This is a genomic window from Acinetobacter sp. 25-47-122 (genome assembly GCF_056779695.1).
The window spans coordinates 56599-83075 of sequence record NZ_JBWYIJ010000008.1; the positions used below are offsets into that span (position 1 = coordinate 56599).

28 protein-coding genes are annotated in these 26477 nt (G+C 39.5%); 15 read left to right on the forward strand and 13 right to left on the reverse strand.

Annotated features, from left to right (window positions below; all coding sequences use genetic code 11):
* The first annotated feature begins 279 nt into the window (after positions 1-279).
* The gene (locus AC1M9P_RS08755) at positions 280-912 is read left to right on the forward strand and encodes a hypothetical protein (RefSeq protein ID WP_481587350.1); all 633 of its coding nucleotides are present in this window, start codon (positions 280-282) and stop codon (positions 910-912) included.
* Positions 913-1023: 111 nt separating this feature from the next.
* Here the strand turns inward: AC1M9P_RS08755 and AC1M9P_RS08760 are convergent, their stop codons facing one another.
* The 3 genes from AC1M9P_RS08760 to AC1M9P_RS08770 all read right to left on the reverse strand — a co-directional run bounded on the left by AC1M9P_RS08760 (position 1024) and on the right by AC1M9P_RS08770 (position 4354).
* Complete coding sequence (locus tag AC1M9P_RS08760; protein ID WP_481587351.1) at positions 1024-1977, reverse strand: 2-hydroxyacid dehydrogenase; 954 nt, start codon at positions 1975-1977, stop codon at positions 1024-1026.
* A 70-nt stretch (positions 1978-2047) separates the two neighbouring features.
* Positions 2048-2788, reverse strand: coding sequence for a TetR/AcrR family transcriptional regulator (locus AC1M9P_RS08765; RefSeq protein ID WP_481587352.1), 741 nt, complete (start codon positions 2786-2788; stop codon positions 2048-2050).
* A 303-nt stretch (positions 2789-3091) separates the two neighbouring features.
* Positions 3092-4354 carry a hypothetical protein gene (locus AC1M9P_RS08770; protein ID WP_481587353.1) on the reverse strand — a complete coding sequence of 421 codons (1263 nt, stop codon included), beginning with the start codon at positions 4352-4354 and terminating at the stop codon, positions 3092-3094.
* 121 nt (positions 4355-4475) lie between these two features.
* Here AC1M9P_RS08770 and AC1M9P_RS08775 point away from each other — a divergent pair, with 121 nt between their 5' ends.
* Both AC1M9P_RS08775 and AC1M9P_RS08780 read left to right on the forward strand, forming a co-directional pair.
* On the forward strand, positions 4476-5249 hold the full coding sequence (locus AC1M9P_RS08775; RefSeq protein WP_481587354.1) for a class I SAM-dependent methyltransferase: 774 nt from the start codon (positions 4476-4478) through the stop codon (positions 5247-5249).
* 53 nt (positions 5250-5302) lie between these two features.
* Entirely contained in the window at positions 5303-5878 is a 576-nt protein-coding gene (locus tag AC1M9P_RS08780; protein ID WP_481587355.1) for a hypothetical protein, read from the forward strand.
* A gap of 49 nt (positions 5879-5927) precedes the next feature.
* Here the strand turns inward: AC1M9P_RS08780 and AC1M9P_RS08785 are convergent, their stop codons facing one another.
* A complete protein-coding gene (locus tag AC1M9P_RS08785) occupies positions 5928-6365 on the reverse strand; it encodes a protease inhibitor I42 family protein (RefSeq protein WP_179998756.1) in 438 nt (145 codons plus the stop codon).
* A 79-nt stretch (positions 6366-6444) separates the two neighbouring features.
* Positions 6445-7011 (reverse strand): hypothetical protein, encoded by a 567-nt coding sequence (locus tag AC1M9P_RS08790; protein ID WP_171076732.1) that lies wholly within the window; start codon positions 7009-7011, stop codon positions 6445-6447.
* A gap of 244 nt (positions 7012-7255) precedes the next feature.
* Between AC1M9P_RS08790 and AC1M9P_RS08795 the strand changes: the two genes are divergently transcribed.
* Complete coding sequence (locus AC1M9P_RS08795) at positions 7256-7888, forward strand: class I SAM-dependent methyltransferase (RefSeq protein WP_481587356.1); 633 nt, start codon at positions 7256-7258, stop codon at positions 7886-7888.
* Between the two features lie 30 nt (positions 7889-7918).
* Here AC1M9P_RS08795 and AC1M9P_RS08800 read toward each other — a convergent pair whose 3' ends face one another.
* Entirely contained in the window at positions 7919-8386 is a 468-nt protein-coding gene (locus AC1M9P_RS08800) for a Holliday junction resolvase-like protein (RefSeq protein WP_481587357.1), read from the reverse strand.
* Positions 8387-8518: 132 nt separating this feature from the next.
* Here AC1M9P_RS08800 and AC1M9P_RS08805 point away from each other — a divergent pair, with 132 nt between their 5' ends.
* From AC1M9P_RS08805 to AC1M9P_RS08820, 4 genes are all read left to right on the forward strand, one after another.
* Positions 8519-9163 carry a ParA family protein gene (locus AC1M9P_RS08805; RefSeq protein WP_179998757.1) on the forward strand — a complete coding sequence of 215 codons (645 nt, stop codon included), beginning with the start codon at positions 8519-8521 and terminating at the stop codon, positions 9161-9163.
* 126 nt (positions 9164-9289) lie between these two features.
* Positions 9290-10399 carry an AI-2E family transporter gene (locus tag AC1M9P_RS08810; protein ID WP_481587358.1) on the forward strand — a complete coding sequence of 370 codons (1110 nt, stop codon included), beginning with the start codon at positions 9290-9292 and terminating at the stop codon, positions 10397-10399.
* Between the two features lie 120 nt (positions 10400-10519).
* Positions 10520-11098 (forward strand): superoxide dismutase [Cu-Zn] SodC, encoded by a 579-nt coding sequence (gene sodC / locus AC1M9P_RS08815; RefSeq protein WP_373687194.1) that lies wholly within the window; start codon positions 10520-10522, stop codon positions 11096-11098.
* 268 nt (positions 11099-11366) lie between these two features.
* Positions 11367-11657, forward strand: a complete 291-nt coding sequence (locus tag AC1M9P_RS08820) for a DUF3817 domain-containing protein (RefSeq protein ID WP_179998758.1) — start codon at positions 11367-11369, stop codon at positions 11655-11657.
* A 30-nt stretch (positions 11658-11687) separates the two neighbouring features.
* Here AC1M9P_RS08820 and craA read toward each other — a convergent pair whose 3' ends face one another.
* Positions 11688-12911: a chloramphenicol efflux MFS transporter CraA gene (gene craA, locus AC1M9P_RS08825; RefSeq protein WP_481587359.1), complete on the reverse strand. Its 1224-nt coding sequence runs from the start codon at positions 12909-12911 to the stop codon at positions 11688-11690.
* A 170-nt stretch (positions 12912-13081) separates the two neighbouring features.
* Entirely contained in the window at positions 13082-13963 is an 882-nt protein-coding gene (locus AC1M9P_RS08830) for a pirin family protein (RefSeq protein WP_481587360.1), read from the reverse strand.
* 305 nt (positions 13964-14268) lie between these two features.
* Between AC1M9P_RS08830 and AC1M9P_RS08835 the strand changes: the two genes are divergently transcribed.
* Positions 14269-14997, forward strand: coding sequence for a YoaK family protein (locus tag AC1M9P_RS08835; RefSeq protein ID WP_481587361.1), 729 nt, complete (start codon positions 14269-14271; stop codon positions 14995-14997).
* A gap of 61 nt (positions 14998-15058) precedes the next feature.
* Here AC1M9P_RS08835 and AC1M9P_RS08840 read toward each other — a convergent pair whose 3' ends face one another.
* The gene (locus AC1M9P_RS08840; RefSeq protein ID WP_481587362.1) at positions 15059-15418 is read right to left on the reverse strand and encodes a hypothetical protein; all 360 of its coding nucleotides are present in this window, start codon (positions 15416-15418) and stop codon (positions 15059-15061) included.
* A gap of 179 nt (positions 15419-15597) precedes the next feature.
* Positions 15598-17010 carry an FAD-binding oxidoreductase gene (locus AC1M9P_RS08845; RefSeq protein ID WP_481587363.1) on the reverse strand — a complete coding sequence of 471 codons (1413 nt, stop codon included), beginning with the start codon at positions 17008-17010 and terminating at the stop codon, positions 15598-15600.
* A gap of 352 nt (positions 17011-17362) precedes the next feature.
* Here AC1M9P_RS08845 and serA point away from each other — a divergent pair, with 352 nt between their 5' ends.
* The 3 genes from serA to AC1M9P_RS08860 all read left to right on the forward strand — a co-directional run bounded on the left by serA (position 17363) and on the right by AC1M9P_RS08860 (position 20592).
* Positions 17363-18595, forward strand: a complete 1233-nt coding sequence (gene serA, locus AC1M9P_RS08850) for a phosphoglycerate dehydrogenase (protein ID WP_035264273.1) — start codon at positions 17363-17365, stop codon at positions 18593-18595.
* Positions 18596-18730: 135 nt separating this feature from the next.
* Positions 18731-19600 (forward strand): EamA family transporter, encoded by an 870-nt coding sequence (locus AC1M9P_RS08855; RefSeq protein WP_481587364.1) that lies wholly within the window; start codon positions 18731-18733, stop codon positions 19598-19600.
* A gap of 113 nt (positions 19601-19713) precedes the next feature.
* Positions 19714-20592 carry an EamA family transporter gene (locus AC1M9P_RS08860; RefSeq protein WP_481587365.1) on the forward strand — a complete coding sequence of 293 codons (879 nt, stop codon included), beginning with the start codon at positions 19714-19716 and terminating at the stop codon, positions 20590-20592.
* 38 nt (positions 20593-20630) lie between these two features.
* Here the strand turns inward: AC1M9P_RS08860 and AC1M9P_RS08865 are convergent, their stop codons facing one another.
* The 3 genes from AC1M9P_RS08865 to truB all read right to left on the reverse strand — a co-directional run bounded on the left by AC1M9P_RS08865 (position 20631) and on the right by truB (position 22923).
* Positions 20631-21089, reverse strand: coding sequence for a hemerythrin domain-containing protein (locus AC1M9P_RS08865; RefSeq protein ID WP_035264279.1), 459 nt, complete (start codon positions 21087-21089; stop codon positions 20631-20633).
* A 148-nt stretch (positions 21090-21237) separates the two neighbouring features.
* Complete coding sequence (locus AC1M9P_RS08870) at positions 21238-22005, reverse strand: sulfite exporter TauE/SafE family protein (protein WP_035264281.1); 768 nt, start codon at positions 22003-22005, stop codon at positions 21238-21240.
* A gap of 12 nt (positions 22006-22017) precedes the next feature.
* On the reverse strand, positions 22018-22923 hold the full coding sequence (gene truB / locus AC1M9P_RS08875) for a tRNA pseudouridine(55) synthase TruB (protein WP_481587366.1): 906 nt from the start codon (positions 22921-22923) through the stop codon (positions 22018-22020).
* Between the two features lie 146 nt (positions 22924-23069).
* Between truB and AC1M9P_RS08880 the strand changes: the two genes are divergently transcribed.
* The 3 genes from AC1M9P_RS08880 to AC1M9P_RS08890 all read left to right on the forward strand — a co-directional run bounded on the left by AC1M9P_RS08880 (position 23070) and on the right by AC1M9P_RS08890 (position 26401).
* The gene (locus AC1M9P_RS08880) at positions 23070-24110 is read left to right on the forward strand and encodes a lipase secretion chaperone (RefSeq protein WP_481587367.1); all 1041 of its coding nucleotides are present in this window, start codon (positions 23070-23072) and stop codon (positions 24108-24110) included.
* A 37-nt stretch (positions 24111-24147) separates the two neighbouring features.
* Complete coding sequence (locus AC1M9P_RS08885; protein WP_481587368.1) at positions 24148-25134, forward strand: esterase/lipase family protein; 987 nt, start codon at positions 24148-24150, stop codon at positions 25132-25134.
* 283 nt (positions 25135-25417) lie between these two features.
* Entirely contained in the window at positions 25418-26401 is a 984-nt protein-coding gene (locus AC1M9P_RS08890; protein WP_180028914.1) for an esterase/lipase family protein, read from the forward strand.
* Positions 26402-26477: the final 76 nt, after the last annotated feature.

Genomic DNA, 26477 nt, shown 5'->3' on the forward strand with positions numbered 1-26477 from the left:
TCGGAGGATAAACTTTACTTTTAATTTTATTGTCCACGATCTAATGCACACAATGTAGTGTTGTATCCTAAAAGCCTTTAAGCGATGCAAGATGAATAAAAATTGTAGCGTTAATCATTAAAACTGCCGAAGCACAACGTTACAGATACATTTCAACATTGAAACAGCCCCATCGCTCATGTAGTTTGCTTGGAAACTGATAAAAAATTCAAAAGTTTTGTACAGATGAGGCGATTGAGTCACAGCGCCACCCATACAGAACTGAGAAGAGGATCCTTCATGAACATAATGAAAACGATGCTGGTAAGTTGTATTACGCTATGCTCAGCAACTACATTTGCTCAAGACTCTACTTTAACAGGCAACAATCCTGCTTACGGTGACAATCCAAATTTAGCCAAAGTACTTGCAGTCAAAGCACAAGAGACTTTGCAAAATACAGCCAATACCGTTGATGATGCGACCAAGCGTGGTATTGCTAAAATCAAGCCATCCGTCGATTCAGCTTGGCAAAACACCAAAGAATTCACCAATGAAAAAGCGGTTGCATTACGTGACGGTGCTCGTCAAGGCGTAGATACAACTGTTAAATCTGTGCAGCATGCTAAACAGAACCTCGTCGGTGCAGGTGGCGTTCCCATCGAAAGAGGCAGTTTGAGTCAACCCAACCCAACGACAGCACCTGCTGTCACAGCCTCCCCTGCTCCAACTACTGCATCGGTCGCTTTACCCGTTCAAGAAAATTCAGTCAACCTTGAAACTGCGCAATCAGCCAACACCACGCTAGCAAGTCAAAATCAAGCACCTGAAGCAGAACCGACCATTCAGCGTCAAAGTGTTGCTTTACCTAATAGTGGAGCTACCACCTCTAATCCAGCTGTAGATGACAGTGATGCAGGTGTCCCACGTTAAACCATGTCGTTTTATTCAAACCTAAGTGGAGTTTATTTATTAGGTTGAGTTTATTTATATCTCTTCAAGAAAAAAGGTGCTTCTCACAGCACCTTTTTTTATTGCTTAACTTCAGTTGACTTGACGGATCGGTTGACCCGCTTTAAATGCAGCTGCGTTTTCCTGTACTTGTTGCACAATGCGTTGACGTGCTTCAACGCTTCCCCATGCACTGTGTGGTGTAATAATGAGATTAGGGATATCCGAATTCAATAACACATTGCCTTGCTGAGGCGGTTCTGTACTCAATACATCAGTCGCTGCCCCTGCGATTCTCCGATTTATTAGTGCTTCCGCCAATGCTTGTTCATTCACAATGCCACCACGGGCACAATTAATTAAATATGCACTTTCCTTCATTAGACTGAATGCTTCCGTATCAATTAAGTCGCGTGTTGTTTCAGTTAATGGACAATGTAAGCTAATAAAGTCTGATTGACGCAGCAAGCTTTCTAAACTGACACGATCATCGGCTGCAGGTCGTCCTGGTAAATGAGCCACAATCACCTTCATATCAAAGGCTTCAGCCAATTTCGCTACTGCTTGACCAAGTTCACCATAGCCCAAAATCCCTAAGGTCTTACCATTCAATTCAGCAATGGGGAAATCTAATAAACAGAATTGTGATGCTTTATTCCATTCACCCGCACGAACTGCACGATCATATTGAATAAAAGACGTTGCCAAGTTGAGCATTAACATCATGGTATGTTGAGCTACAGCGGCAGTACCATATGCCTGACAGTTACATACCACAATGTTTTGAGCTTTTGCTTGGATTAAGTCGACATTATTGGTGCCTGTGGCTGAAATTAAAATTAATTTAAGCTGCGGTCGTTGTTGCATCATGTCTGCCGTAATCACCACTTTATTGGTCAGCACCACATCTACATTCGCAATGCGTTCAAGCACTTGATCTGGATCAGTGCGCTCAAAAAATGTTACCTCATCAAAGACTTGATACCACCCCGAAAAATCTAAATCATTCTGATCGAGAGAGAATTGATCCAAAAAAACAGCTTTCACGTTGAACCTCAGCAATATTTATCTGCATTTCGACTGCAAGATTTTCATGATAATTCAACTGATTGTAAGCTTAATTGTAGGTCAACAATAGCTGATTTGACTGGTTTTTTGTCTCAGATTGCGTCGTTGCTGCACGCTGTGCTTTTAGGGAAAATTGATCTTCTTTCAGCGCATTTAAATATGCCGTTGCCAAACGATACGCTTCCTCACAAATACGTTCAGAAATCCGATCTTCTGTGTAATAACCATGTTTCATACAAGTAAAGATCATTTCAATAATGATCAACATACTGTCAGGTTGTTGCGGTAAATAATCATCTACCCGAATGGCTTTAAGTGCATCTCTTAAATCTTGACTGAACTTTTTGAGTTCAATTTGATGACGTAAATATACTTGTCGGTTCAGTGGTCCTGATAAAATCAATAATCGGGCCACAGCAGACTCATTATAAAACTTGGCAGTGGTTTCAATCACAGCTGCAGCCACCATTCGACCATAAGCCGTCATACTTTCGTGCGGATGTTCTCGTATGACGTTTAAACCAGCTTCCTTGAGCAAGCTTACTAGTTTCTGCAAATGCAACTGTGCCATATGATGCAACAGATCATATTTTGTCGGAAAGAACTGATAAATACTGGCTCTTGGAATGTTTGAAGCATTGGCAATTTCGGGAATTGAAATTGACTCTAAGCCCATTTTAACTAAAAGTTTTTCAGCAGTTTGAATCACCTGCATAACACGGCGATGTGTACGCGATTGTTTTGGAGGATTCATTCCTGTTTCAGTTTTTACAATTTTCTTTTTATTCATCTGTCCCACCTAAATTCCATTTATATGGGTTTTTGTGCTCAAGTAGACACGTCAAAGATGCATGAATATTCCGATATTCATAAATACATCATCATTTGAATCATTCAAATTCGTTATATATTGCCTGATCTTAACAATGAAACAGAGTCATTCCATCGCTTTAATTACAAAATAAACACGGGTAAATTTTAAACAATATCGCTTTTTACGACAGATTGAGATCTATCACACACTCTATATTTTTTACTTAAAGATAAAAAAAGCGCCGAAGCGCTTTGATCAATTGCTATGAAAAATTCAGCCTTACTCCACTGAAAATTTTTCTGCCTCACCAACAGTGTCTGATTCAAAAATACAGTTTCCTAACTCATCGCAGTGCATATAAAGATGCTTATAACTGATGCTAAAGAAACCTTCGCCCTTTTTCACAATCAAAGGGCTCATATCCGCACTGAGCGCATCATCCATTTTGATCAATTTGGTGACACGGCGATCATTCATACAAATGAGATAGTGCTGTTTTTTAATTTCAATCTGGGCCAATCCAGTACTTTCCACATGTAATGGAATAATATATTTACCATTAATATCAATCACATGTTGTTCATAGCTTTCTAGTTTTTGGGTGATCACGTTAAAGACCAACACTTTGCCAAAGCTGTCATGAAGTTGTGTTTTATTTTCAAACGGCAAATGAATCGAAATACCGAGCTTTTGTAGATCTTGTTCATCTACTCGTTTGTTGGTCAGTAAAATACGGGTAATCGTCTGTTTAAGACTGGCATCAAAAAAGCTACTGTCTAGTTGTAGATCGATGGTTTTTAAAATATTACCCAATGCTTCATTGTGAGTGCCAAGCAGATGTGCGATCACGCTTCGATAGTAAAATTTACTGTTCTTTTTAACTGCTCGAATCTGGCGATAAAAGTAGGTTGCATCAAATTCATGTTCAATAAAATCATGCAATAACGCAGAATTTGCTAATACAGCAACCGCATCATGGCCTGTATAAGGTAAATGTAATGTATTGAGTTGAGGAATAAGCGGCTTGATCTTTTCATAGTGCTCGCGATCTAGATCAAAGTAAGGATCATAAACCACGATATATTCTGCATCGGACGCAATATCTGTCGCGTCAATTTGCATGTCAGCATTGACGTTAGGATCGTAAAAATCAGTATAACGGCGGTCTTCAATTTCAGCAGGATTAATTGAATATTGTGGCACCATAGAGACCACACGTGCTGCGCCCAATAACTTACTGTACTTAATCGCTGCGTAGCCGCCCATAGAACCACCATAAGCCACGACACGCTGAAATTGATTCAACAAAGGCGATATTTGCTCAATTAAAGCTTGCATGCTCTGTGATGGGAACCATGACTTTTGTTTTGGCATGATACCAATGACATTGTAGTCATATTTGGCTAAGGATTTTTCAGCATTAATGGCATTGCCTTTGGCACGACTGATCAAGTCACCAAAAGAGAGAACCAATGTTTCTGTTGTTCCTTTTAAATAAATTGCTCTAATGTGTTCGTCTTCAAATACTATTTGCTTATCCATTGCAATTCCGAAAAAGGGTTCTCATCATCTGGTTTGCAAAATGAATCAATCGTTCACTTGCTTACATCACATTGTCGGTGTCATATTTTATAGATACTGTTCAGATTAAAAAGCGCAAAATATGACACATTCACTTCATCCTGCTGCTGAAAATGGTTTTAGTTCTGCGGCTGAACTTTATCAACAAGTCCGACCAAATTATCCACAGGCTATCGTCATGTGGTTGAAAGATGAGTTGAATATTCATCCTGATGCAGTTGCGATTGACTTAGGTTCGGGGACAGGAAAATTCCTGCACTATCTAAAACAAGTCACCTCGAACATAATCGCCGTCGAACCGATTCCAGCAATGCTCGAACAATTGAAAATAGTACATCCTGAGGTGAAGACACTACAAGCATCAAGCCATCAAATTGCGCAATCAACGCATAGTGTTGATGCTATTTTATGCGCACAGTCATTTCATTGGTTTGCTGAACGCCAAACATTGCAAGAAATACATCGCCTTCTTAAACCTCAAGGACATTTAGGTCTAGTCTGGAACCAACGAGATATCTCAGTGGATTGGGTCAAAGCATTGGCGGATTACATCGAACCTTTTGAGTCCGATACGCCACGCTTTCACAGTGACCAATGGCAAAATGTATTTCAGCAGCAAGAATTATTTGAATACCAAAGTTTAAGCACCTTCACTCAGCATCAAGTCGGCAGTGTTGAACAGGTCGTCAGCAAACGACTCCTATCTACCAGTTTTATTGCGGCAATGTCAGCGGCAGACCAAGCAAAAATGAAGACAGCATTTGAATCGATCGTATTTGAACATACGGGACTCACGCCCCATGACGAAGTTTCCTTTCCTTATGTCACTTATGCCTATCACTATCGTGCGCGATAAACTAAACTTAATCTCGATCATTCATTAAAAAAACCAACAGAGGATTGACTCTCATGACGGCAAATCTTCACCCTATTCGACTTTCAATATTTGCACTCTGCCTGACTATGCCTTTCATGCTCATTGGATGCCAAAAAACAGAACAAAACTCTCAGACCGAACAAAAAGAATCCGTTGATCCATCCGTTGAATTGAAAACACAGATCGAAGCTCAGCCGATCAAATCATTTGAATCTACTCCAAATGACGCACATGACGTTGCTTTACTGAATCAATATGATCAAAGTTTTGAGCAATTAAGTGATGAGCTAGACGCAGAACTTCAGCAATTAAAAGCAGATGGCAATTTAAATGCGGATATGGAGTTTCAGCGTAAACGAGATCTCATTCAGTCCTCCCTCAATATGTTGAAAGACTTAGATCTTAAGACGGAACAAGGTAGATATATTCAAGGCTTATTTTATCAATACTGGGAAAATCAGATTGAGGTCTATCAAGAACTCGAACAGTCTCCCGAAGATGAGCTTCGAAATCCTAAAGATGCAATTCGAAATATGAGTGATTATTATACTGCGAAAGCCCAACTCCAACATTGGAGTCAAAATACGAGTGTCACGAAAGAACAATAGCGTACATAGTAAAAGTACAACACAATTTTAGAAACGGTCTTCTGTCTGCTTAAGAAATACGTACTCGACATTGCCAGGATGTTGGGACGTCTGTTTGAGTACGGTCTTGAGCAACTTCCCAAGGTCGCACATATGCCAATTCAATGAGTTCCTGACCAGGTTTTAGCGCAGTCAGCTTCACTGTCTTTTTACCTCCAACGCCAACCATCGCTTCTGATTTTTCAGTCGCCAAATATTGTTCTTCAACTTTAAAGAGATGAAGCGGTTGCATGATTTGCCATTGATAACCCGTACTTGGATTTTCTGCTGCATTAAATTCTAAGGTTTCACCCACTTTCATCACCAATAGTGCAGGACAATTTTGCTGATCAGTATAGTGATGGGACTCCGCTTGCACTTCAGAGACTGGATTTTGACATGCGGCAAGACTACTCCCGAGTACGCCAATACATAAACTTATCCATAAGGATGTCTTGCCAACGCTCATGATCCACACTCTCTTATTTATCTAATGACTAAGACTTTGAGCTGAAAGTCATTTCAAACTCATCAATCTGAAATCATATTTAAATATTGCGCTTTTCTAACCATTCAATCGACTCGACGCGAATTAATTTGCATGCACCATCGCCGATACCATTCCAATCCAAAGCAGACTTCCACACCAAATCTTTGGCATTGATTTGCACCAATTCCCCTTCTAAGCGCACTAGATCACCGCGTTGAACTTTCTTAATCTCTTTCGCAATTTCTGGATTAGCTGGGATAATGTGCATGTTACTCACCAACTGTGTTGCTAAGCGTGGGTGAATCGGTGGTTTTGCCATTTTCCAATTTAAATAGCGGTCATACTGATTAATCGAAATTTGTCGTGCAATTTCAGGTTCTGTGAAAATACCGCGGGTTACGGCATAGTCGATGGGTGAAAATTGGGCTTGCGGATCATCGGTATATTCTTTCGAACCAAGAATACGAAATTCCCCTTCAAAAGGTTCCAATACCGAAATTTTTTGATCTGCCGAAGCTGGGGGTAAACCATTGGCAATATTAAAGTCGCTCGATTTCACACTGGCAGAGCTATAAGCCGAAACACCACCAAGGGCGATACATAATGCGAGAACTAACTTTTTCAACAGACATCCATCCTTCTTTCTAAGTGTCAAAAACAACTCAACAGCAGCACATACATCTACTATGGACAACATCCGACTGAATTGTATTTAACCTACATCTATATGATCTATCTTAGAACTTCATTCTGAAAAGGAAATTGATGAACAGTAACAATCTATCGTGATTTAGTCACAATTTTGTCTACTGTTAAAAGTGTATTCAACGTGTAAAATAATCGAATAATGGAAGATGTTAAGAACAAAAATGATCTATAAATTTTATCAGCAACGAGTATTCCCTCATATTCTGAATCAAGTCATGCAGTTACCAAGTATGATGGATAGCAGACGCCGTCTTCTGCTTCCGATTCAAGGTGAGGTATTAGAAATCGGTTTTGGTACAGGAATTAACCTGCCATTTTATCAAGCTGTGGACAGTCTCTATGCGCTTGAACCCAGCCTAGATGTATACAAATTAGCTGAACAACGTATTCAAGATGCACCGTTCCATGTGGAACATGTTCATGCTAAAGCGGAAAATTTACCATTTGAAGATCAATCTATTCAACATGTCGTCAGCACATGGACATTATGTAGTGTGAGTCATGTTCAACAAGTTCTACATGAAATTAAACGTGTATTACGCATCGGTGGCACTTTGCATTTGGTTGAACATGTCGCTTACAATGCACAACAGCAAAAGAGTTTAAAGCGTCTTCAATATCTTTTGACGCCATTACAGAAAGTGATTGCTGATGGTTGTCATTTGAACAGAAATATCGAGCAAGCACTGCTTGATGCTGGCTTTGAGATTTCTGAACTCGATTATTTCGAAGCAGAAGAAGTGCCCAAAGTAGGTCGTCGCATGATGCTTGCTCGCGCGACTAAAACCAACTGATCACTTCACATAGTGGATTATTGATCCAAGCTAGTCTTGAAAGTCGATACGGATCGTCTCAAAACGCACACGCCCTTCGGCAATTGCATTCGCAATTGCCATCTGACCTTTGGTGAGCCGTGCTCCACCACTTTTAATGTCAATCAATACAACCTCAATATCTTCTGCCGCGCCATCACCATCACGGAAATCTGTATATCCATCAAATACCACATAGTCGACAGGATCACCTAAGAATTTAGCATCACTGGGTAAATATTGAAATTCTGGCATAATCGGTGCTAATTGTTCAGCCATTTTACCTTTCAGTACCGCACGACTGGTATTTACACTGCGTTTTTGAGCAGCAGCTAATGCGTGTTGATGCTCAAGTTCAAGCTCTGCAATATATTGTTCATATTCTGCTTTAATACGGCCATTGCGGGTTGAGCTCAACATCATTGTGGTGATTACCACGCCAATACCGGCGCCTATTAACATTGCCATCCAAATGGACATTGACGTTCTCTATGACTTGTTATGCGGACAATTTAAACAAGAACTAAACTTTTGTCATGTATGCGCGTTTTGGCTGATTTTAATGCTAAGCTAAGATTAGACCTTATTTGAAGCATGTATAATTTTAAACTCATGAAAACGATACTGATTGCCAACCAAAAAGGTGGCTGTGGAAAAACAATTTCTGCGATTACGCTGGCGACAGCACTCGCACAGAAAGGTTATAAAGTTGCATTGGCGGATGCGGACAATCAAAAATCTGCATTACAATGGTTAAAGCAGCGCCCAGAATCAGCAACACACATTCAAAGTTTAGATTGGCGCCATGAAAAATCGATTGGTGATGCACCGAAGAATCTTGATTATCTGATTATTGATGCTCCAGGTGCATTAACAGGCGAACACGCAGAACAATTAATTGCAGAATGTCATGCAGTGGTCACACCTCTGCAACCTTCTTTTTTTGATATCGACAGCACGCGTCGCTTCTTAAAACACATCCATGACATTAAACGTATTCGGAAAGGTAAAGTTCAAGTTCATTTGGTGGCAAATCGTGTCAAACCAAATAGTCAGAGTGCTCAAGAGATCCAACAGTTCTTTACCAAGATTGATCAACAACCTGTTGCTTGGATTTCTGAACGAACAGCTTATGGTCAATTGGCGATGCAGGGTCTCAACATTTTTGATAAAAATCAAAAAACTTATTTATCAATACAACAACAATGGCAACCCTTGTTAGATGTTTTAATTGATGATCCAAGTGATTGGTTCTAAATAAAGAATCCAGATTGTCGTCGCACTTTTTTTTCATTTTCATATATGATGTTAAATGCATACTCGAAATGAATCAGATGTGCGGCAGATACGTTTGAAAATCAAGAATATAGATCAGAGACTTTAGTGCAAGATTTTAATCCAACTTTACAGCGTGTACTTTTATTTGGCTTGTTTTTTATTCTGCTTTATTTGGGATATGACATTGTCAAATACTTTATCGTACCTGTGTTATGGGCTTGTATTATCGCCTATATGACTTGGCCTTTATACAAACGTATTCTCGCTTGGTGTGGTAATCGACCTACATTGGGTGCGTCTGTTATGACATGCTTATTGGCACTCGTTGTCGGTTTACCGTTCACTTTTGCTATCTTCTTACTTCAACATGAAGGTCGAAACTTATTCTTTGATTTACAGCGCCAACTGGCTTCTGGTCATATCACCGTTCCTGATGTGATACGTGAATTACCCATTGTAGGTAAAGAAGTTTCTCGAATTGTACGTGACATCAATGCCGACCCAAATGCACTTTTTAGTAATATTAGTGTATGGATTCAAGGACATTTAAATTACGGTAAATTCGTGATTAGCGAAATTACCAAAAATTTAGTCAAACTTGGTTTCGCCATGCTCTCTCTATTTTTCTTTTACCGTGATGGACAAACGATTGTTCAACAGGTCAGTAAAGCGATGGAGAAAGTCATTGGTCCACGTATCCAACATTATATCGACACGATCTCTGAAACAACGCGTGCAGTGGTATATGGTGTTGGTTTGACTGCCGTTGCACAGTCGATATTGGCAGGAATCAGCTATTACGTTGCTGGTGTTCCAAATCCAATGCTTTTAACCATTATGACCTTTATCATGGCGCTGATTCCTTTTGGTCCTCCAGTGGCATATGGTGCTGTTTCACTGTGGTTATTTTCACAAGGTCAAACCGTTGAGGCGATTGGCGTAATGGCTTGGGGCGTTTGTGTGGTGAGTACAGCCGACAATGTCATTCGTCCTTTGGTCATTTCAGGTGCTACTCAAATTCCGTTCTTATTGATCATGTTTGGTGTACTGGGGGGGTTAGCGAGCTTTGGGTTAGTTGGACTCTTTATTGGTCCTGTAATTCTCGCCATTCTTTTAGCCATTTGGCGTGAATGGTTACATGAAACACTGGAACCAGAACCCGTGCCTAAAGCCACGATGGCCTACGATCAAGACAATGAAACACCACTCTCATAAGTGGTGTTTTATTTTTACTGATAAGAAATCTATACAATCAAATACTTAAATCGTTCTTGTTGCTAAATGCCAAATTTGTTTCAATGCGTTATCACTTAGATGGAACAAGGATAGAACAGCATGCAAATGCAATCGAAAGTTTCAGCATTCAAAATTTCTATGCTCAGTGCATTGCTGAGTTTAGGCTTTGTGGGATGTGCAGCAACGCAAAATACATCTGCATCCAAAGAATCCAACACTAAAATCCAAACCATTCCTGTAAATGCGGTGAGTGCTCAAGGAGTTCATGATCAAATTGGAACGATTAGCTTCCAAGATAGTGACAAAGGTCTTGTGATCACAACGGACTTAACTAAATTATCACCTGGATATCACGGGTTCCATATCCATGAAAAAGGCTCATGTGAACCTGCTGAAAAAGATGGAAAAATGGGTGCTGCGCTTGCCGCTGGTGGACATTACAATCCAAATCAAGCGCCTGGGCATGGTACGCCAAACGATGGTCATTTAGGTGACTTACCAGTATTAAATGTTGACGCGTCAGGTAATGCAAAAACACAAGTGATTGCACCACGTCTTACACTTGCAGACATTCAAGGTCTATCCATCATGGTACATGCAGGTGGTGACAATTATTCAGACCAACCTAAACCACTAGGTGGTGGGGGTGATCGTGTAGCATGTGGTGTTATACGCTAAGCTACACCCAAGACTCATCAAAGGATTAAGCTCTAGCTTAGTCCTTTTTTTATTTCGCTGATGATCTATAAAATGTTGTGAGTATCACTTCATATTCATCTTTATAGACATGATTGACATATTAGCTTATTTTTAAATCTACTATCATAAAAAACGATTATTATAAATTATATTTCCCTTAAACAATGCGATCTAGTCCACATAGATTCTAACTTTGCTACAACAACGATTAGGTAAAATAGGATGTCTTCTTTTGTGGGGTTTGAGAATGAATATTAAGTCCTTACGTATTATTGGTTTACTTGAAGGGATTTCATTCCTACTACTGCTTTTTTTTGCCATGCCAATGAAATATATGTTAGATCAGCCTATTTATGTGAAATATATTGGCATGGGACATGGCGTTCTATTTGTGTTGTTTTTAGTCGTATTATTTGTGGTATGCGAGAAGCAAAAGTGGTCTATCAATGTATTTATTCTTGGGCTGATAGCTTCCGTTCTACCCTTTGCCCCTTTTATTTTTGATCGTAAACTCAAACATCTCGAACAAATACAATGATTAAAAAATCCTCCACAAGGAGGATTTTTTTTATGCTGAAGTGGCTCTTTCTTGCATGATCTGATGAACAATTTTTCTTGGAGCACTAAACCACAGTGCAATAAGGATAAAACAAGCCAATGCATATGCCATCGTGCCGTAAGATTCATACATAATGCGTACAATTTCGATCACAACAAAGAATGCAATCATCATAATCATGCCTACTGCGGCAGCAACAGTTCCTTTAGATACCTCAGATGCATCTAAACTGAAACGATAAAGCACAGAAAAACTGCAGCCCTCACCAAAACTGATTAAGGTCATACCGATAATTAAGCACCATAACAAATAATCCTGCCAAATCGCACCTGCCAAAACGATAAGCGTTCCAACCAACATCAACGGCAATGCAACTACCACGGTCTTTCCTACTGCATAGCGATCAATGACGCGAATCAGGACAATATTTCCAATAATTAAACCACCCAATACAGGCACCTGTGCATAGCCATATTGCATATTGGTCAGACCGAGCTGTTCGACCAAAATTACAGGTGACATGGCGATCCACAAAATTAGTGGAATTGAGACCATGGGTACTGACAAAGCCAAGCCCATGAATTTTTTATTTTTAAAAATGGCTTTGAAGTCATCCCATACATAGCTTAATGGTTGCTTTGGAATACTCAAATACTGCTCAGGCATTTTTGCTTTAAGACCAAACCAACTTAAGGCTGCTAAAAAGGCAATCCCAATGAAACCCCAATGCCAAGACACATGGTCTATCATAAATGCGCCTAGCACAGGACCAAGTAATGGTGCGATCAATGAAATATTCGCCATTAAAGCCATGACTTTAATCGCATCTCTTTCTTCAAAAATTTCTTGGATGGCAGCATAACCCACTGCTGAAATAATGGTCAGCCCAATCCCTTGTAAAAAACGAAATGCAAGAAATTGCTCTATAGACTGGGTGAATAAAATGAGCAAACAGCAGACCACAAAAAAGAAAACACCACCAAGGAGTACTTTTTTACGACCTAAGCGATCTGATAACGGTCCTAAAAACCACGCCAAACATGCTCCACCCAATAAAAAGAAAGACATGGATGATGGCGCCCACTCACTGCCTACACCAAACTCACGTGTAATCGTAAGCATCGCAGGTTGTACAAGATCATTACAGATATAGACTGAAAATTCGAAGAGCACCAATGCCAAAGGAAACATAATTGTTGCCCGACTTAAGGTTGCTTTACTCACCTTTTGCATGTTTTTTTCACATGTTTGAATATTTTTTGGAAGCGTAGTTTACGTGAAATGCATCACAATGCCATGACAAAGTTTTGCGTTTTTGTAACCCTGAATTGCGAAACAAAGTCTGAAAATTAAACGAAAATTTAATCTTTATCGCAAATCAATTTCTCACCCAAACATTGACATCATTTGGCATCAATTGCATGACTTTTCAAAAAAGTACCATGCTTCATTTCCTCAATCGCTTCAACAATCTCATCTTGCGTATTCATGACATAGAAACCACGCCCGACTAAAGGTTCGTTCAGCGGCTGCCCCATGAGATATAAAATTTTGCTATCAGACAATGTGGTGAATTCAACGTTTTCACCATGACTTGAAAACACCGCCATTCCCTGATCAGTCAGCAATTCATCATCTATGCCAAATTCAACTTTACCACGGCGCATATACATCAGTGTGGTATCCAAATGCCCTGCTGGTAATGTGAGTGTGTGACCTGCTTTTAAATCCAAATCCAAAACCAGCAAAGGACTGTGGACTAATGCTGGTCCTTGCACTTGCATAAAGGCACCAGCAATGACACGCGCAGTACCCGCATCATGAGCTAAATCTACAACTGGGATGTTAGATTTGAGTAAGCTTTGATAACGCGGATTCGATTTTTTTGCAGTTGCTGGCAAATTCACCCAAAGCTGAATCATTTCAAATCGTCCACCTTCTCGGGAAAATGACTCACTAAATTTTTCTTTATGAATAATGCCTGATGCAGCTGTCATCCACTGTACATCACCTTTCTGAATAACACCTCCACCACCTTGCGAATCCCAATGCTCTAACTCACCTTCATACACAAAAGTGACTGTCTCAAAACCACGGTGCGGATGCTCTTCAACACCTTTACGCAGTTGAGAGGGTTTCAACGTACTAGGACCAATATGATCGAGAAGTAAAAATGGGGATACTGTATTTCCGAGTTCATAGTGTGAAAAAACAGACACGACCGGATTAAAGTCTCCAACTGAAAAATGACTGTCGTTACGATGGATAAAAGCGAGTGTTTTCATTTTTTATCTTATTTATTGAATGACTTTAGTTTAATGCGGTTTTAGATTTCCCTCTACGTTAATTTTATGATGCTTTCAGTTGTGTTTTATCAATTGAAATATTTTTGTCATCAAAATTTGATGCAATTTGAAACATATAAAATGTTAGAAATCATCTAATCTGAACATTCACCAATGATCAATATGAAATTTTTAATTACTTAATGTTCATGTGGATTTATTCCACAAAGCAAAGGATCTGCAGACTCGATAAAACACTTGTTTTGTCGATGTAATCTCTCAGTGCACCTTGAGCTTTTAGAACTATGTCAAAATGCTACATACCAATTAAAAATCGCTGGCGACATCATCATGAAGCTTCGATTCTATCGCTCGTCGGTGGTTGGCTAAATACCGTTGGATTTATTTCATTATTTGGCATTTATACCAATCATGTTACTGGCTATATCGTGACTGCAGGCAAAGAAACGATCTTGGGAGGATTAGGACTGTGGGCTCTTTTTATTGGCATTTTCGTATTTACGATTGGTATTACTGCGTGGTGTGAACAACGTTGGAAAGACAAGTATCCGAACATCTTACTTGGGTTCTTTATTGCAGAGACAATACTGTTAACGCTCTTCATGCTGGCGGGACTTAATTTCAGCCCCTTTTATACTTTGGCAGAATTTGGCGCAGTACTTACCGCAACATTGGGCATTGCTGCAATGGGAATTCGAAATGCCATTATCCGAACATTACTATCTACAATGGCTACCTCAACCTTAATGACGGGCAATCTTGCTCAACTGACCATTGATTGTACTATTGCTTATGGGGCGCCTCATGTATCAGAAGAACGCAAACAAATTGCCAAACAAAATATTCTAAAAATCTTACCGACTATTTTATCCTTCAGTTCAGGTGCAATATTAGGTGCGATTACTTATATGTTGTTTGGCTTCTTATGTATGATTTTTCCCATTTTAGCGATGGGCTATATTTGCTATCGTGAGTGGCGCTTCTCGTCTGCTCATCCTTATTCGACTCAATAATGCACGCAATAAAAAAGGCATAACTCACTATGCCTTTTTAAACCGAATTTCTGGTCTGATGTCATGGACAAAGCGCGGTTTGGAAAGATTTTGTATTTTTTCCACGCACACATTTGTATTCAGTTTTCTTATTCACTTGCTGCCATTTACCATCGTTCAATTTAAAACTATAGATAAAGCGTTCGGCAGCAATTGAGTCATCCATCAAGCCTGTTTGTGTCACTTTGACTTCTGCTACGGTCGGTGCTTCGACACGATTGAAATACTGACGTAATTCAACAGTCGCAAGTTCATTGCGTAATTCAGGATGTAGCTTCATGACTTGCTCTAAAGGAGTGTCATTCCCATGTACTTTAGAAATAACATTTTTCGTAGTAGCACACCCCGTGAGCATCATGCTAACTAGACCAACTGTGGTCATTATTTTCATCATCATTGTATTACTCAGTTCGCCATTGATCTTTTACATATGATGTTCTGAACTGTTGTGACAAAAAAGAACAGATATGTATGCTATTTTTTTCAGGATCAAATGTATATCACTCGATATCCTTTGGCTGGCATAAAAAAAACAGCACCGAAGTGCTGTTTGGGATTTGCTTAATTCAAATCAAATAACTTCCCTGGATTCATAATCCCATTTGGATCAAATACTTGTTTGAGTGCTTTCATATATTCAATTTCTTCAGCTGAACGTGTGTACTCAAGATATGGCTTCTTCGTCATACCCACACCATGTTCCGCAGAAATTGAACCATCATACTTTTTCACAGTATCAAATACATACTTGTTCACCACCTGACATTTCGCAAAGAATTCATCTTTGGTTAAATTTTCAGGTTTTAAGATATTTAAGTGCAAGTTACCATCGCCAATATGACCAAACCAGCAAATTTCAAAGTCAGGATAATTGTCAGCAACAATTGCATCAATTTCTTTAATGAATGCAGGTACGTGTGTGATGAGCACTGAAATATCATTTTTGTATGGGATAAATGGTGCGATTGACTCAGAAATATCTTCACGCAGACGCCATAAGCTTTCTACTTGGTCTAAGCTTTGACTAAGCACGCCATCAAGTACCCAACCTTGTTCCATACAATGCTCAAAGATTTCCATTGCCTTGTCCATAATTGGCTCAAATGGCGCTTCAAACTCAAGCAATACATAGAATGGGCATTCGGTTTCAAATGGACGTTGCACGTGACCATTTGCCAATACTTTTTGCATCGCAAGTTCACCGAAGAACTCGAACGCAGTTAAATCAATTTTCGCTTGGAACGCGTGAAGAACTGGCATCACTGCATCAAAGTCAGGTACACCGAGCACCATCACTTGTAGATCTTGTGGTTGACGCTCAAGTTTAATTTCCGCTTCGGTCACTAAGCCTAACGTACCTTCACCACCAATAAATAAGTGTTGCAACGCATAACCTGTCGCATTCTTGATCATGCCTTTGTTTAAACGAAGCACATCACCTTTACCAGTGACCACTGTCAAACCGAGTACCCAGTTACGTGTCATACCGTATTTAATGACTTTAATACCGCCTGCATTAGTACCGATGTTACCGCCGATTTGTGATGAACCAGCTGAAGCGAAATCAACTGGATAATACATACCTTGTTCTTCAGCATAGTTCTGAAGTTGCTCAGTCACCACACCTGCTTGTACACGTACCATACGGTCTGCTGGGAAGAATTCCAAAATTTGGTTCATCTTATCCATGCTGACCACGATTTCACCGTTGGCAGCGACAGCCCCTGCAGAAAGACCAGTACGACCACCTGATGGTGTCACAGCAACATTAAATTGGTTTGCTAGTTTCACAATTGCCTGAACTTGTTCAGTCGTCGAAGGAAAAACGATGACTGATGGGTTTGGATCAAAATGTTTAGTGTGATCGCGTCCCCAATTTTGTAGGCTGTCCGCATCAGTTTTGATACGGTTTTCACCAACAATTGACGTTAATTGAGTCAATAACTCTGGGGTTAAAGCAACTGGAGCATTCATCGTTTGCAGACCTAGCAAGAAAGATACAAGTTGTAGATTGCTTAAAAAACAAACCTTTAATCAAGATTTTAAAAGCGTATTTGTTAAGCGAATGTGAAGAAAATATCACCACGACTGGATGAGTCAATTTCACGATTGTGCATTATAAAGCATTTTCCCATGAAACCCTGATAAAATCAGACATTTTGCGAATGTTACTTAGATATGATGCAGTTAATTCAACCGCAGTTTGTCTGATAAGGACTATATCTTGCAAAAATATCCATAGCTCAAGTCATAAAGGAAATGTATATAGCACGCTCACGTATGCTATCATACTGCCACTAAATTTGGCCTTTGTAGCGGAGCCGTAATGAGCCAACATCTCTCTTTGCCTAAAGATAAAATTCGTTTCCTATTGTTAGAAGGCGTTCACCAAAACGCAATCGACACTTTGAATGCTGCTGGATACACCAACATCGACTATCGTAAAACTGCGCTTGAAGGTGAAGCGCTGAAAGAAGCGATTAAAGATGCTCACTTCATCGGTATTCGTTCGCGCACACAATTAACTGAAGAAGTTTTTGAAGCTGCGAATAAATTGATCGCGGTCGGTTGTTTCTGTATTGGTACAAACCAAGTGAACTTGAATGCTGCGATGAGCCGTGGTATTCCAGTGTTCAACGCACCATACTCAAATACTCGTTCTGTTGCTGAACTTGTATTAGCTGAAGCTATTCTTCTCCTTCGTCGTGTACCTGAAAAATCTACAGATACACATGCAGGTGGTTGGAACAAATCTGCAGTAGGTTCATTTGAAACACGTGGTAAAACTTTAGGTATTGTGGGTTACGGTTCAATTGGTTCACAACTTTCTGTACTTGCTGAAAGCATGGGTATGAAAGTGATTTACTTTGATACAGTAACAAAATTACCTTTAGGTAATGCTCGCCAAGTTGGCTCAATGGGCGAACTTCTTGCCAATGCTGATGTTGTATCACTACACGTGCCAGATGTCCCTTCTACACGTAATTTCATGACCAAAGAGCAATTTGCTCAGATGAAACAAGGTTCAATCTTCATCAATGCTGCACGTGGCACATGTGTAGTAATTGAAGATTTAGCTGATGCTCTGAAATCAGGTCATTTGGCTGGTGCTGCTGTTGACGTATTCCCGAAAGAGCCTAAAGCGAACGGTGAAGAGTTTATCTCTCCACTACGTAATATCCCGAACGTGATTTTAACACCGCACGTGGGTGGTTCTACGATGGAAGCTCAAGCAAACATCGGTCTAGAAGTTGCAGAGAAATTCGTTGCTTACTCTGACAAAGGTATGACATTGTCAGCAGTTAACTTCCCTGAAATTGCGCTTCCATTGACTGAAGGTAAACACCGTTTACTTCACATTCACAAAAACATTCCAGGCGTGTTGTCTAAAATTAACAACCTGTTTGCTGAACACGGGATTAACATCTCTGGTCAGTCTCTTATGACCAAAGGTGATGTGGGTTATTTAGTCATGGACGTTGATGCTACAGCTTCTGCTGAAGCACTTGATACACTTCATAACGTAGAAGGTACAATCCGCGCTCGCGTATTGTTCTAATCTCTAATACATTTGGAAAACCACAGCTTTTTCGAGCTGTGGTTTTTTTATGGTGTCTCATCTGAGTTGACGTTGGCTCCGCCAACTTAGATGAAAGATATCCCTTTCTAATCTAACCACCATACATTTAAAACCATGTCTTTGTTAAAAATAAACCCGCAGTTACAAGCACTCGGTTTGTTATTGATTGCCATGATCAGTCTACAAAGTAGTGGTTCATTAGCAAAAGTTTTATTTGAACAATTCCCGATCATTACTGTGTCAGCTCTACGTCTGACATTTAGTGCTGTGATTTTGGCGCTTATTTTTCAAGTTTGGAAAATTCAATTTAAACAAATTAAATGGACAGCCATTGTCAGTTATGGTGTCGCATTAGCTGGCATGAATATGTTGTTCTATCTTGCCATTGATCGTCTTCCACTCGGTTTAGCAGTTTCATTTGAATTTATTGGTCCACTCAGTGTGGCCTTATATTATGCGCGTCAAAAGTTTGATTTTATTTGGGTTAGTTTGGCCATTATTGGACTGATCCTTTTATTTCCCTTTGACCAAGCCAAACAAACTTTGGATTTACTTGGTGTATTTTTTGCGTTGGCAGCTGGCGCATGTTGGGCACTTTATATTATTGCTGGTCAGCGGCCTTCGGGAGTTTCAGGTAATCACACCGTATGTTTAGGCATGTTTGTTGGAAGTATCATTCTCATGCCGATCGCCCTCAGTATCGGCTTGCCAGCAAGCGTATTTGAAATTAATCATCTAATGTTATTCATCACTTTAGCGATACTCGCCAGTGCTTTACCCTTTACTTTAGAAATGATTGCACTACGAAATCTAACAGCATTAAGTTTCGGTACCCTGATGAGTATTGAACCAGCTGTTGCCGCATTATCTGGGTTTGTATTTTTGGGTGAGCAATTGTTATGGAATCAATGGCTAGCATTGTTTACCATCATTTGTGCCTCAATTGGCTGCACCTATACCACTCAACACGCCAAACAAGAATGATCTCATACTTAATTTAAACTACATTTTCCATGATGGATTTAAGCACTGTGGTCATCATAATAATGTTAAAATTTGAGCAGTCTCACTCTTTTTAATTCGGCTTCGTTTTCCCAATGCCAAATGCTCAACTCACTGCCGTGCTGTTCATGGTCTTATCCATGATCGCCTATCAAATTAGTGCATCCTTCGCAAAGCAGCTTTTTGAAGTTTTAGATCCATTTACTGTGGTCACTTTACGTCTATGCTTTGCATCAATTATGGTTGTATTGATGTTCCGTTCATGGAAAATTCTTCGTCGCCTTCCTTACTTAAAATGGAAAGATCTTCTCTTTTATAGTGGTTCAGTCGCTTTGATGAATGTCTTGTTTTATGCATCATTAGGAAAACTACCGCAAGGGATTGCAGTAGGACTTGAGTTCTTAGGACCACTCACCTTGGCTTTACTGTCAATCCAACATCGAAGTGATTACATTTGGGTCATCATGGCAATTTTCGGTGTAGTGCTGATGGTGCCTTGGCAAGATGCCAATGCGACTAACTTTTCATATCTTGGTGCTGCTATGGCCATTGGTGCAGGCATTTGTTGGGCATTCTATATTTATTTTGGACAGAAAGTCGTTCGGCAGAATATCGGCATGCATGCTCTCAGCATTGCAATCGTCCTCTCAGCGTTGACATTATTACCGATCAGTATGGTTCATAATCCATCCGCATTAGTTCAATTTGAATATTGGCCACAAGCCATCGTCATTGCGCTTTTGGCTACAGCCATTCCCTATGCATTGGATTTATTGGCATTAAAGAATTTAAGTAAAATGTCTTATGGAACGCTATCAAGTTTGTCACCAGCATTAGGTGCATTGACAGGTTGGTTACTGTTGAATGAACACATTACCTTATTACAAGCCGTTGCTTTGGGTTGTATTATGATTGCATCAATTGGTGTTACTTATCGCGCTGCTAGAATGAAATCACATGGCATAGAAACATAAAAAAAAGATGGCACATGCCATCTTTTTTTATCATGGGGTTAAACCAAGCTGTCTTTATCTAATTTCTTATATTTCTTATATTCAGTTTGATATTTTTTAGCCAAACTCTCCTTTTGTTTATCCTCTAGAATTTTTCCTGCTTGCTGAAAAAAGCCATGCTCTTCTTCTTCAAGATGATGATGCACGGTTTCTGACAATTTTTTCGCGATGGCTAACCATCCTGGATTACTGAATTCAGTTTCGGTGAGTTGCTCAAGTAATTCGTCCATTTCATGATGTTCAGCTAATGCATGACGCGTAATATTCAAACCTGAATCGGTCATCATCAGTGGAATATAGAAGTATCGGTCTTCTGCCACTGCATGAGCAAACAATTCATTTTTTAGCTGCTCAAATAATGTTCGGCGTTCTGGCGTGTCCCCTGAAGTTTGAACCAGCTTCTCAGCAAGTTCACGTTGAACATCATGACTTTCACGTAAAGCTTCAAAAATATTCATCTTGTTATCCTGTCTTATAAATATGATTTGAAAAAAGAAAAACTTGAATGATCTTCAAAACACTCAACTTACTATAAGAGCTTAGGCGATAACTTAGAGATAGGTTTAAGAAGCGATTTGTATAAAAAAGTTTAATGTTGAGAATGGTTTACATTAAGAACATCTGATAACTTAATCGAACAATTAAAATAGATAGTAGAATTAAAAACAGAATACGAATAAAACCGCTACCGTATTTAAGCGCCAACTTCACCCCGACAATCGAGCCGATCATATTAGCGACAGCCATCATGGCACCTACTGCAAATAAAATGTGGCCTGCAGGAATAAAGAATGTAAGAGCGGCTAAATTGGTCATCACATTACCAATCTTGGCCAAAGCTGCTGCATGCAAAAAATCGACTTGTAAATATCGAATAAAATAAAAAATAAAAAAACTTCCCGTTCCCGGACCGAATAATCCGTCATAAAACCCAATCGCCAAACTTCCTATTCCAGCCAAGATCAGAATTTTAGTGTTTACCGTTTGTGCAATCTGAACCTGTCCAAACTCCTTCTTTGACAATGTGTAAATTGCCATCACAATCAGCATCACCAAGACAAAGGGCTGCAAGATTGATTTCGGAATCATAGAAACACTGGCAGCTCCCGCAAAAGAACTGATGGCAGCACATATCGCCACCACCAGTAATAACTTCCATTCAAACTTAACTTTTTTAGCGAAAGTCCACGCGGATGTTGCTGTTCCAACAACCGCAGCTAGCTTATTGGTGCCAAATAATGTTGCTGGCGCCATATGAGGAAAAGCACTCATCAATGCTGGAATCTGAATGAGACCACCACCACCGACTGCTGCATCAATCGCGCCTGCGCAAAATGCAAAAAAAATCAGGCTGAGGATGATGTCTAATTCCATAATTGAGTTCGCTTATAAATTTAATACACGTTTAGGAACTAGACGTTTTTTATCAGTAATTTCAGCTAAACCTAAACACTTTTTTTCATCAAATACGAGGACTTGAGATTCGGCAGGATGATCAATATTACTTTCCATCCCACGACAGAAATATTCTGCACGACCTTCTGGTACTTGAACCTTTGGAAAATGATCGACAGGCGCATAAGCAGGCAACAATAATGCTTCACGTTGTTGTTCAGTTAGACTTTCTAAATATTCAATAGTGTACTCTGGCACAATACCAAAATGCCCAGTTTGAATACGATGTAAATATGTTAAGTGCCCATAACTTCCTAAAGCTTGAGCAATATCCTCACCCAATACTCGGATATACGTTCCTTTTGAGCATGTCACATCCAAAGTAATTGAATCTTGAGTGAAAGACATCAGTTCAATGGCAAAAATATGAATTGGACGAGCCTCACGTTCGATTTCAATTCCTTTACGTGCCAGCTCGTACAAAGGACGACCTTCTTTCTTTAAAGCAGAATACATTGGAGGAACTTGTTGAATGTCTCCAACGAATTGCTGAATCACGCTTTGAATTTTATCTTCGTTAAGTTCAATCGATTGTGCCTCGAGCAAAACTTCACCCTCGACATCACCTGTAGTTGTACTATTTCCCAATTGAATCGTCGTTTGATAACGTTTAGTGGATTCCAATAAAAAGTGTGAAAACTTGGTCGCTTCACCTAAGCAAATCGGGAGTAAGCCTGATGCTAATGGATCTAAAGCGCCAGTATGACCACCTTTTTCAGCACGATAGAGCCAACGCACTTTTTGCAATGCTGCATTTGAGCTAATCCCCAAAGGTTTGTTGAGTAGAAATACACCACTTATATGACGTCGAGTAATTTTTGGAGATTTAGCAGACATTAGATAATATTCAGATCAGTAAAATACTGCTATTTTATCAAATCCATTTATCGAATATTGATTAAATTTTTATGCATAAAATGTGACATTTGTGGCAAATTATTCTACACCATTAATAATAACTAAATGATTTCATAGGATGTGAAATGAATTCAAAAGCTAAATTGAAAATTACACTGCTGATTGTAGCGTGTCTGATCGTTTTATTCCTTCTCTTTCAATGGTTGAAACCTGACTCAGCTGAATCTGCTGAAAACTCACAACGAGCAGCACAAGATGCCGAAATTCAATCAGAAAATATGGCGCTACAACAAAGTACAACCGTGAATGGTTCTAGCTTTGCAAGTAAAAGTCAGCAAGATATTCAAATCAATTGTCAAATCCAAACCGATAATGCCAACCGTTTGATTGTGAATGAAAATACTAAGAACTGTTTTGAGTTTTTTATTACCCAATACGGTGAAAAAGAGATTCCGCAAATCAAGGCTGATTTTATTAAATTTGCTCAAAGCACCTATCAAGAACCATTACTAGGTCAACTGACAGATTTATGGTCACGTTATGTTCAATATCGTGAAAAAATGGGTGACCTAACACCACCAAACCATGACAAAGATAGTGCGCAGTATTACAAAGCTATTTTTAATCAGATGAAATCATTGCGTAAACAATTTTTTTCAGACTATGAAATTGAAGGTTTATTTGGTATCGAAGATGAATATCATGATTATACCTTGGCTCGCATGAGTGTTATGGAGGATAAAAATTTATCTGAAAAACAAAAAGCCGATAAATTAAAAGAACTGTTCAATGATCTACCTGAAGATTGGAAAGAAAATTTAAAACAACTTTCTCAACTCGAAGATCTTCGTCAATTAACTGCAGAAATTAAAGCACGTGGTGGTAGCGCAGAAGAAATTCGTCAAATGCGTCTCAGCTTAGTGGGTCCTGAAGCAACACAACGTCTAGAAAATCTTGATGGACAGCGCTCAAATTGGAAAAGCAAAGTCAATCAATATTTGTCTGAGCGTGACAGCATTGTAAAAAGTAATATGAGTCCTAGTGCAAAGCAGGAAGCTGTACAACGCCTCCGTTCTCAACATTTTAATAATTCACAAGAGCAACTTCGGGTAGAAACATTCGAGCAAGTTCATGATCAAGGCGGTCAACTTCCTTTTGCCGATTAATCTTTTCAAGGAACACATTCATTCACAAGGAAGAACGATGAAAAACTTAAAACTTAAATTGATACCTACGACGTTAGCATTCGTCACAACGCTATGCTTATCAAGCTCATTCACTGCCCACGCAGGTCCGGGATTACTCGAAGTAAATGAGACAAAGATCGGTAGTTATGCAAAAACCAAATATCCTATTGTGATGACACACGGTTGGTTAGGCTGGTCTCGCATAGGCAATGAAACATTCAATATTGACTATTGGTATCAAATCTTACCTGATCTATCGCGCAATGGTGCACGCGTTTTTGCAGCACAACTCTCACCTGCTCATACGACTGAATTTCGAGGAGAACAATTAATTTCTCAGGTTGAAGAAGTAATTGCGATCACTGGGCAGAAAAAGGTCAATCTGATTGGTCATTCGCACGGCGGACCGACTGTGCGTTATGTTGCAGCAGTAAAACCCGACTATGTTGCGTCTGTTACTGGTGTAGGAGGGACTTTCAGAGGTTCTATGGTCGCAGATAAAATTCAAAATAATGAAGCAACTCGAACAATATTTAATATTTTAGGGGATTACATCATTCCCCCATTAATTGCTTATGCACAAGGTCGTCCTGATATGCCGATCAGCTTTGATGCTTCGATGAAATCATTAACTGAAACAGGCTCTGCTGCATTTAATGAACGTTTTCCAACAAAAGCTCTCGCGTCAAGTTGTACTCGTTTAGGCAGCCTAATAGACAACGGAATCTTTTATTATTCTTGGACTGGTGTTGCACAAACCACCAACCTCTTAGATATCGATACCATTTTAATGCAGCTAGGGCCTTTAGCGTATGGCAATAAAGATAATGATGGCATGGTTGGGCGCTGTAGCACGCATATTGGACGTGTGATTCGTGATGATTACAAACTAAATCATACCGATTTAGCTAATATGATGTTCGGTCTCAAAGGTTTATTTGCCCCAGATCCTATTTCACTTTATCGCCAGCATGCCAATCGTTTGAAACTGACAGGACTCTAGACGCACAAAATAGCGCAGTTAAATGGAAAGCTATTCATCAGAATAGCTTTTCCGACCATCAGCGACTCTCGACAAAATTTAAATAATGCTTTTTGAACACATTTGCTAATGATTAAACCCTTTAATTATTTCAACTTTTGATTTTTTTTTGCTTTTTATATGTTAATTCGGCAAGCTAAATTGGCATTTTTTGTATCTTGTTGCATTCAATAACATCTTTTAAGGTCTTCTGTATGTTCATCTGGAAGAACATCATAGATTCACTAAAAAACTAGGAATAATAATGAAAATAAAACACATTCTAGGCTCGCTGGTGACAGCGCTATGTCTAACATCTACGACAACTTATGCTACTCAAGCTCAACAGATCAAAGTCTCAAGTGTCAAATCTGATTATGCCAAAACGAAATATCCTATTGTATTCGCTCATGGAATGGTCGGATTTATACGTTTAGGCACTGAAAGTCTAGGCATGGATTACTGGTATCAAATTTTACCTGATCTAGCGAGAAACGGTGCAAACACATGGGCGGCTAGGATGTCTCCTTTCAATTCTTCTGAAGTCCGAGGTGAACAATATGTTCAACAACTTGAAGAAGTCATGGCGATTACTGGTGCTGACAAACTCAATCTGATTGGTCATAGTCATGGTGCAAACTCTGTTCGTTATGCCGCAGGTGTAATGCCTGAACATGTTGCATCGGTGATGACTGTAGCCGGTGCCAACAAAGGTACAATCATCGCGTCAGATGTATTAAAAATCGCAGATAAAACAGGAACATCTGAGCTACTGAATGTTCTCATCAGCACTTTTGGTAAAGTCATTATGTGGGCGCAAGGTCTTCCTGCTGATACGTTCCCACATGATGCGATGGCCGCTGGTGTGAGTACATCTGTTGAAGGAACTGCCTTGTTTAATCAAAAATTCCCTCTCGGTTTACCATTAACCCACTGTGGCGAAGGTGCTTATCAAGAAAAAGGAATTCATTTATATTCAATGACAGGAAACAAGCCTTTTACGAATGCCTTGGATCTAGGTGACCCTGTCATGGTTCTACTTGACCGTTTGTCGGTTCATAAAGCAGGAAAAAATGATGGCATCGTTCCAGTTTGTAGTGCCCATTTTGGTAAAACTATTCGTGATGACTTTCCGTGGAATCATTTAGATGAGGTGAACTTGCTGTTCGGAATTAAAGGACTTTTTGCTCCTGACCCAGTTGCAGTTTATAGACAGCACGCCAACCGCCTTAAATTACAAGGACTTTAAATCTCTAGCTCTTTAATTGAGTAATTGCTTTCAAATTCATTAGGCTGGATTTGAAAGCAGATTCAAATCTTCATCA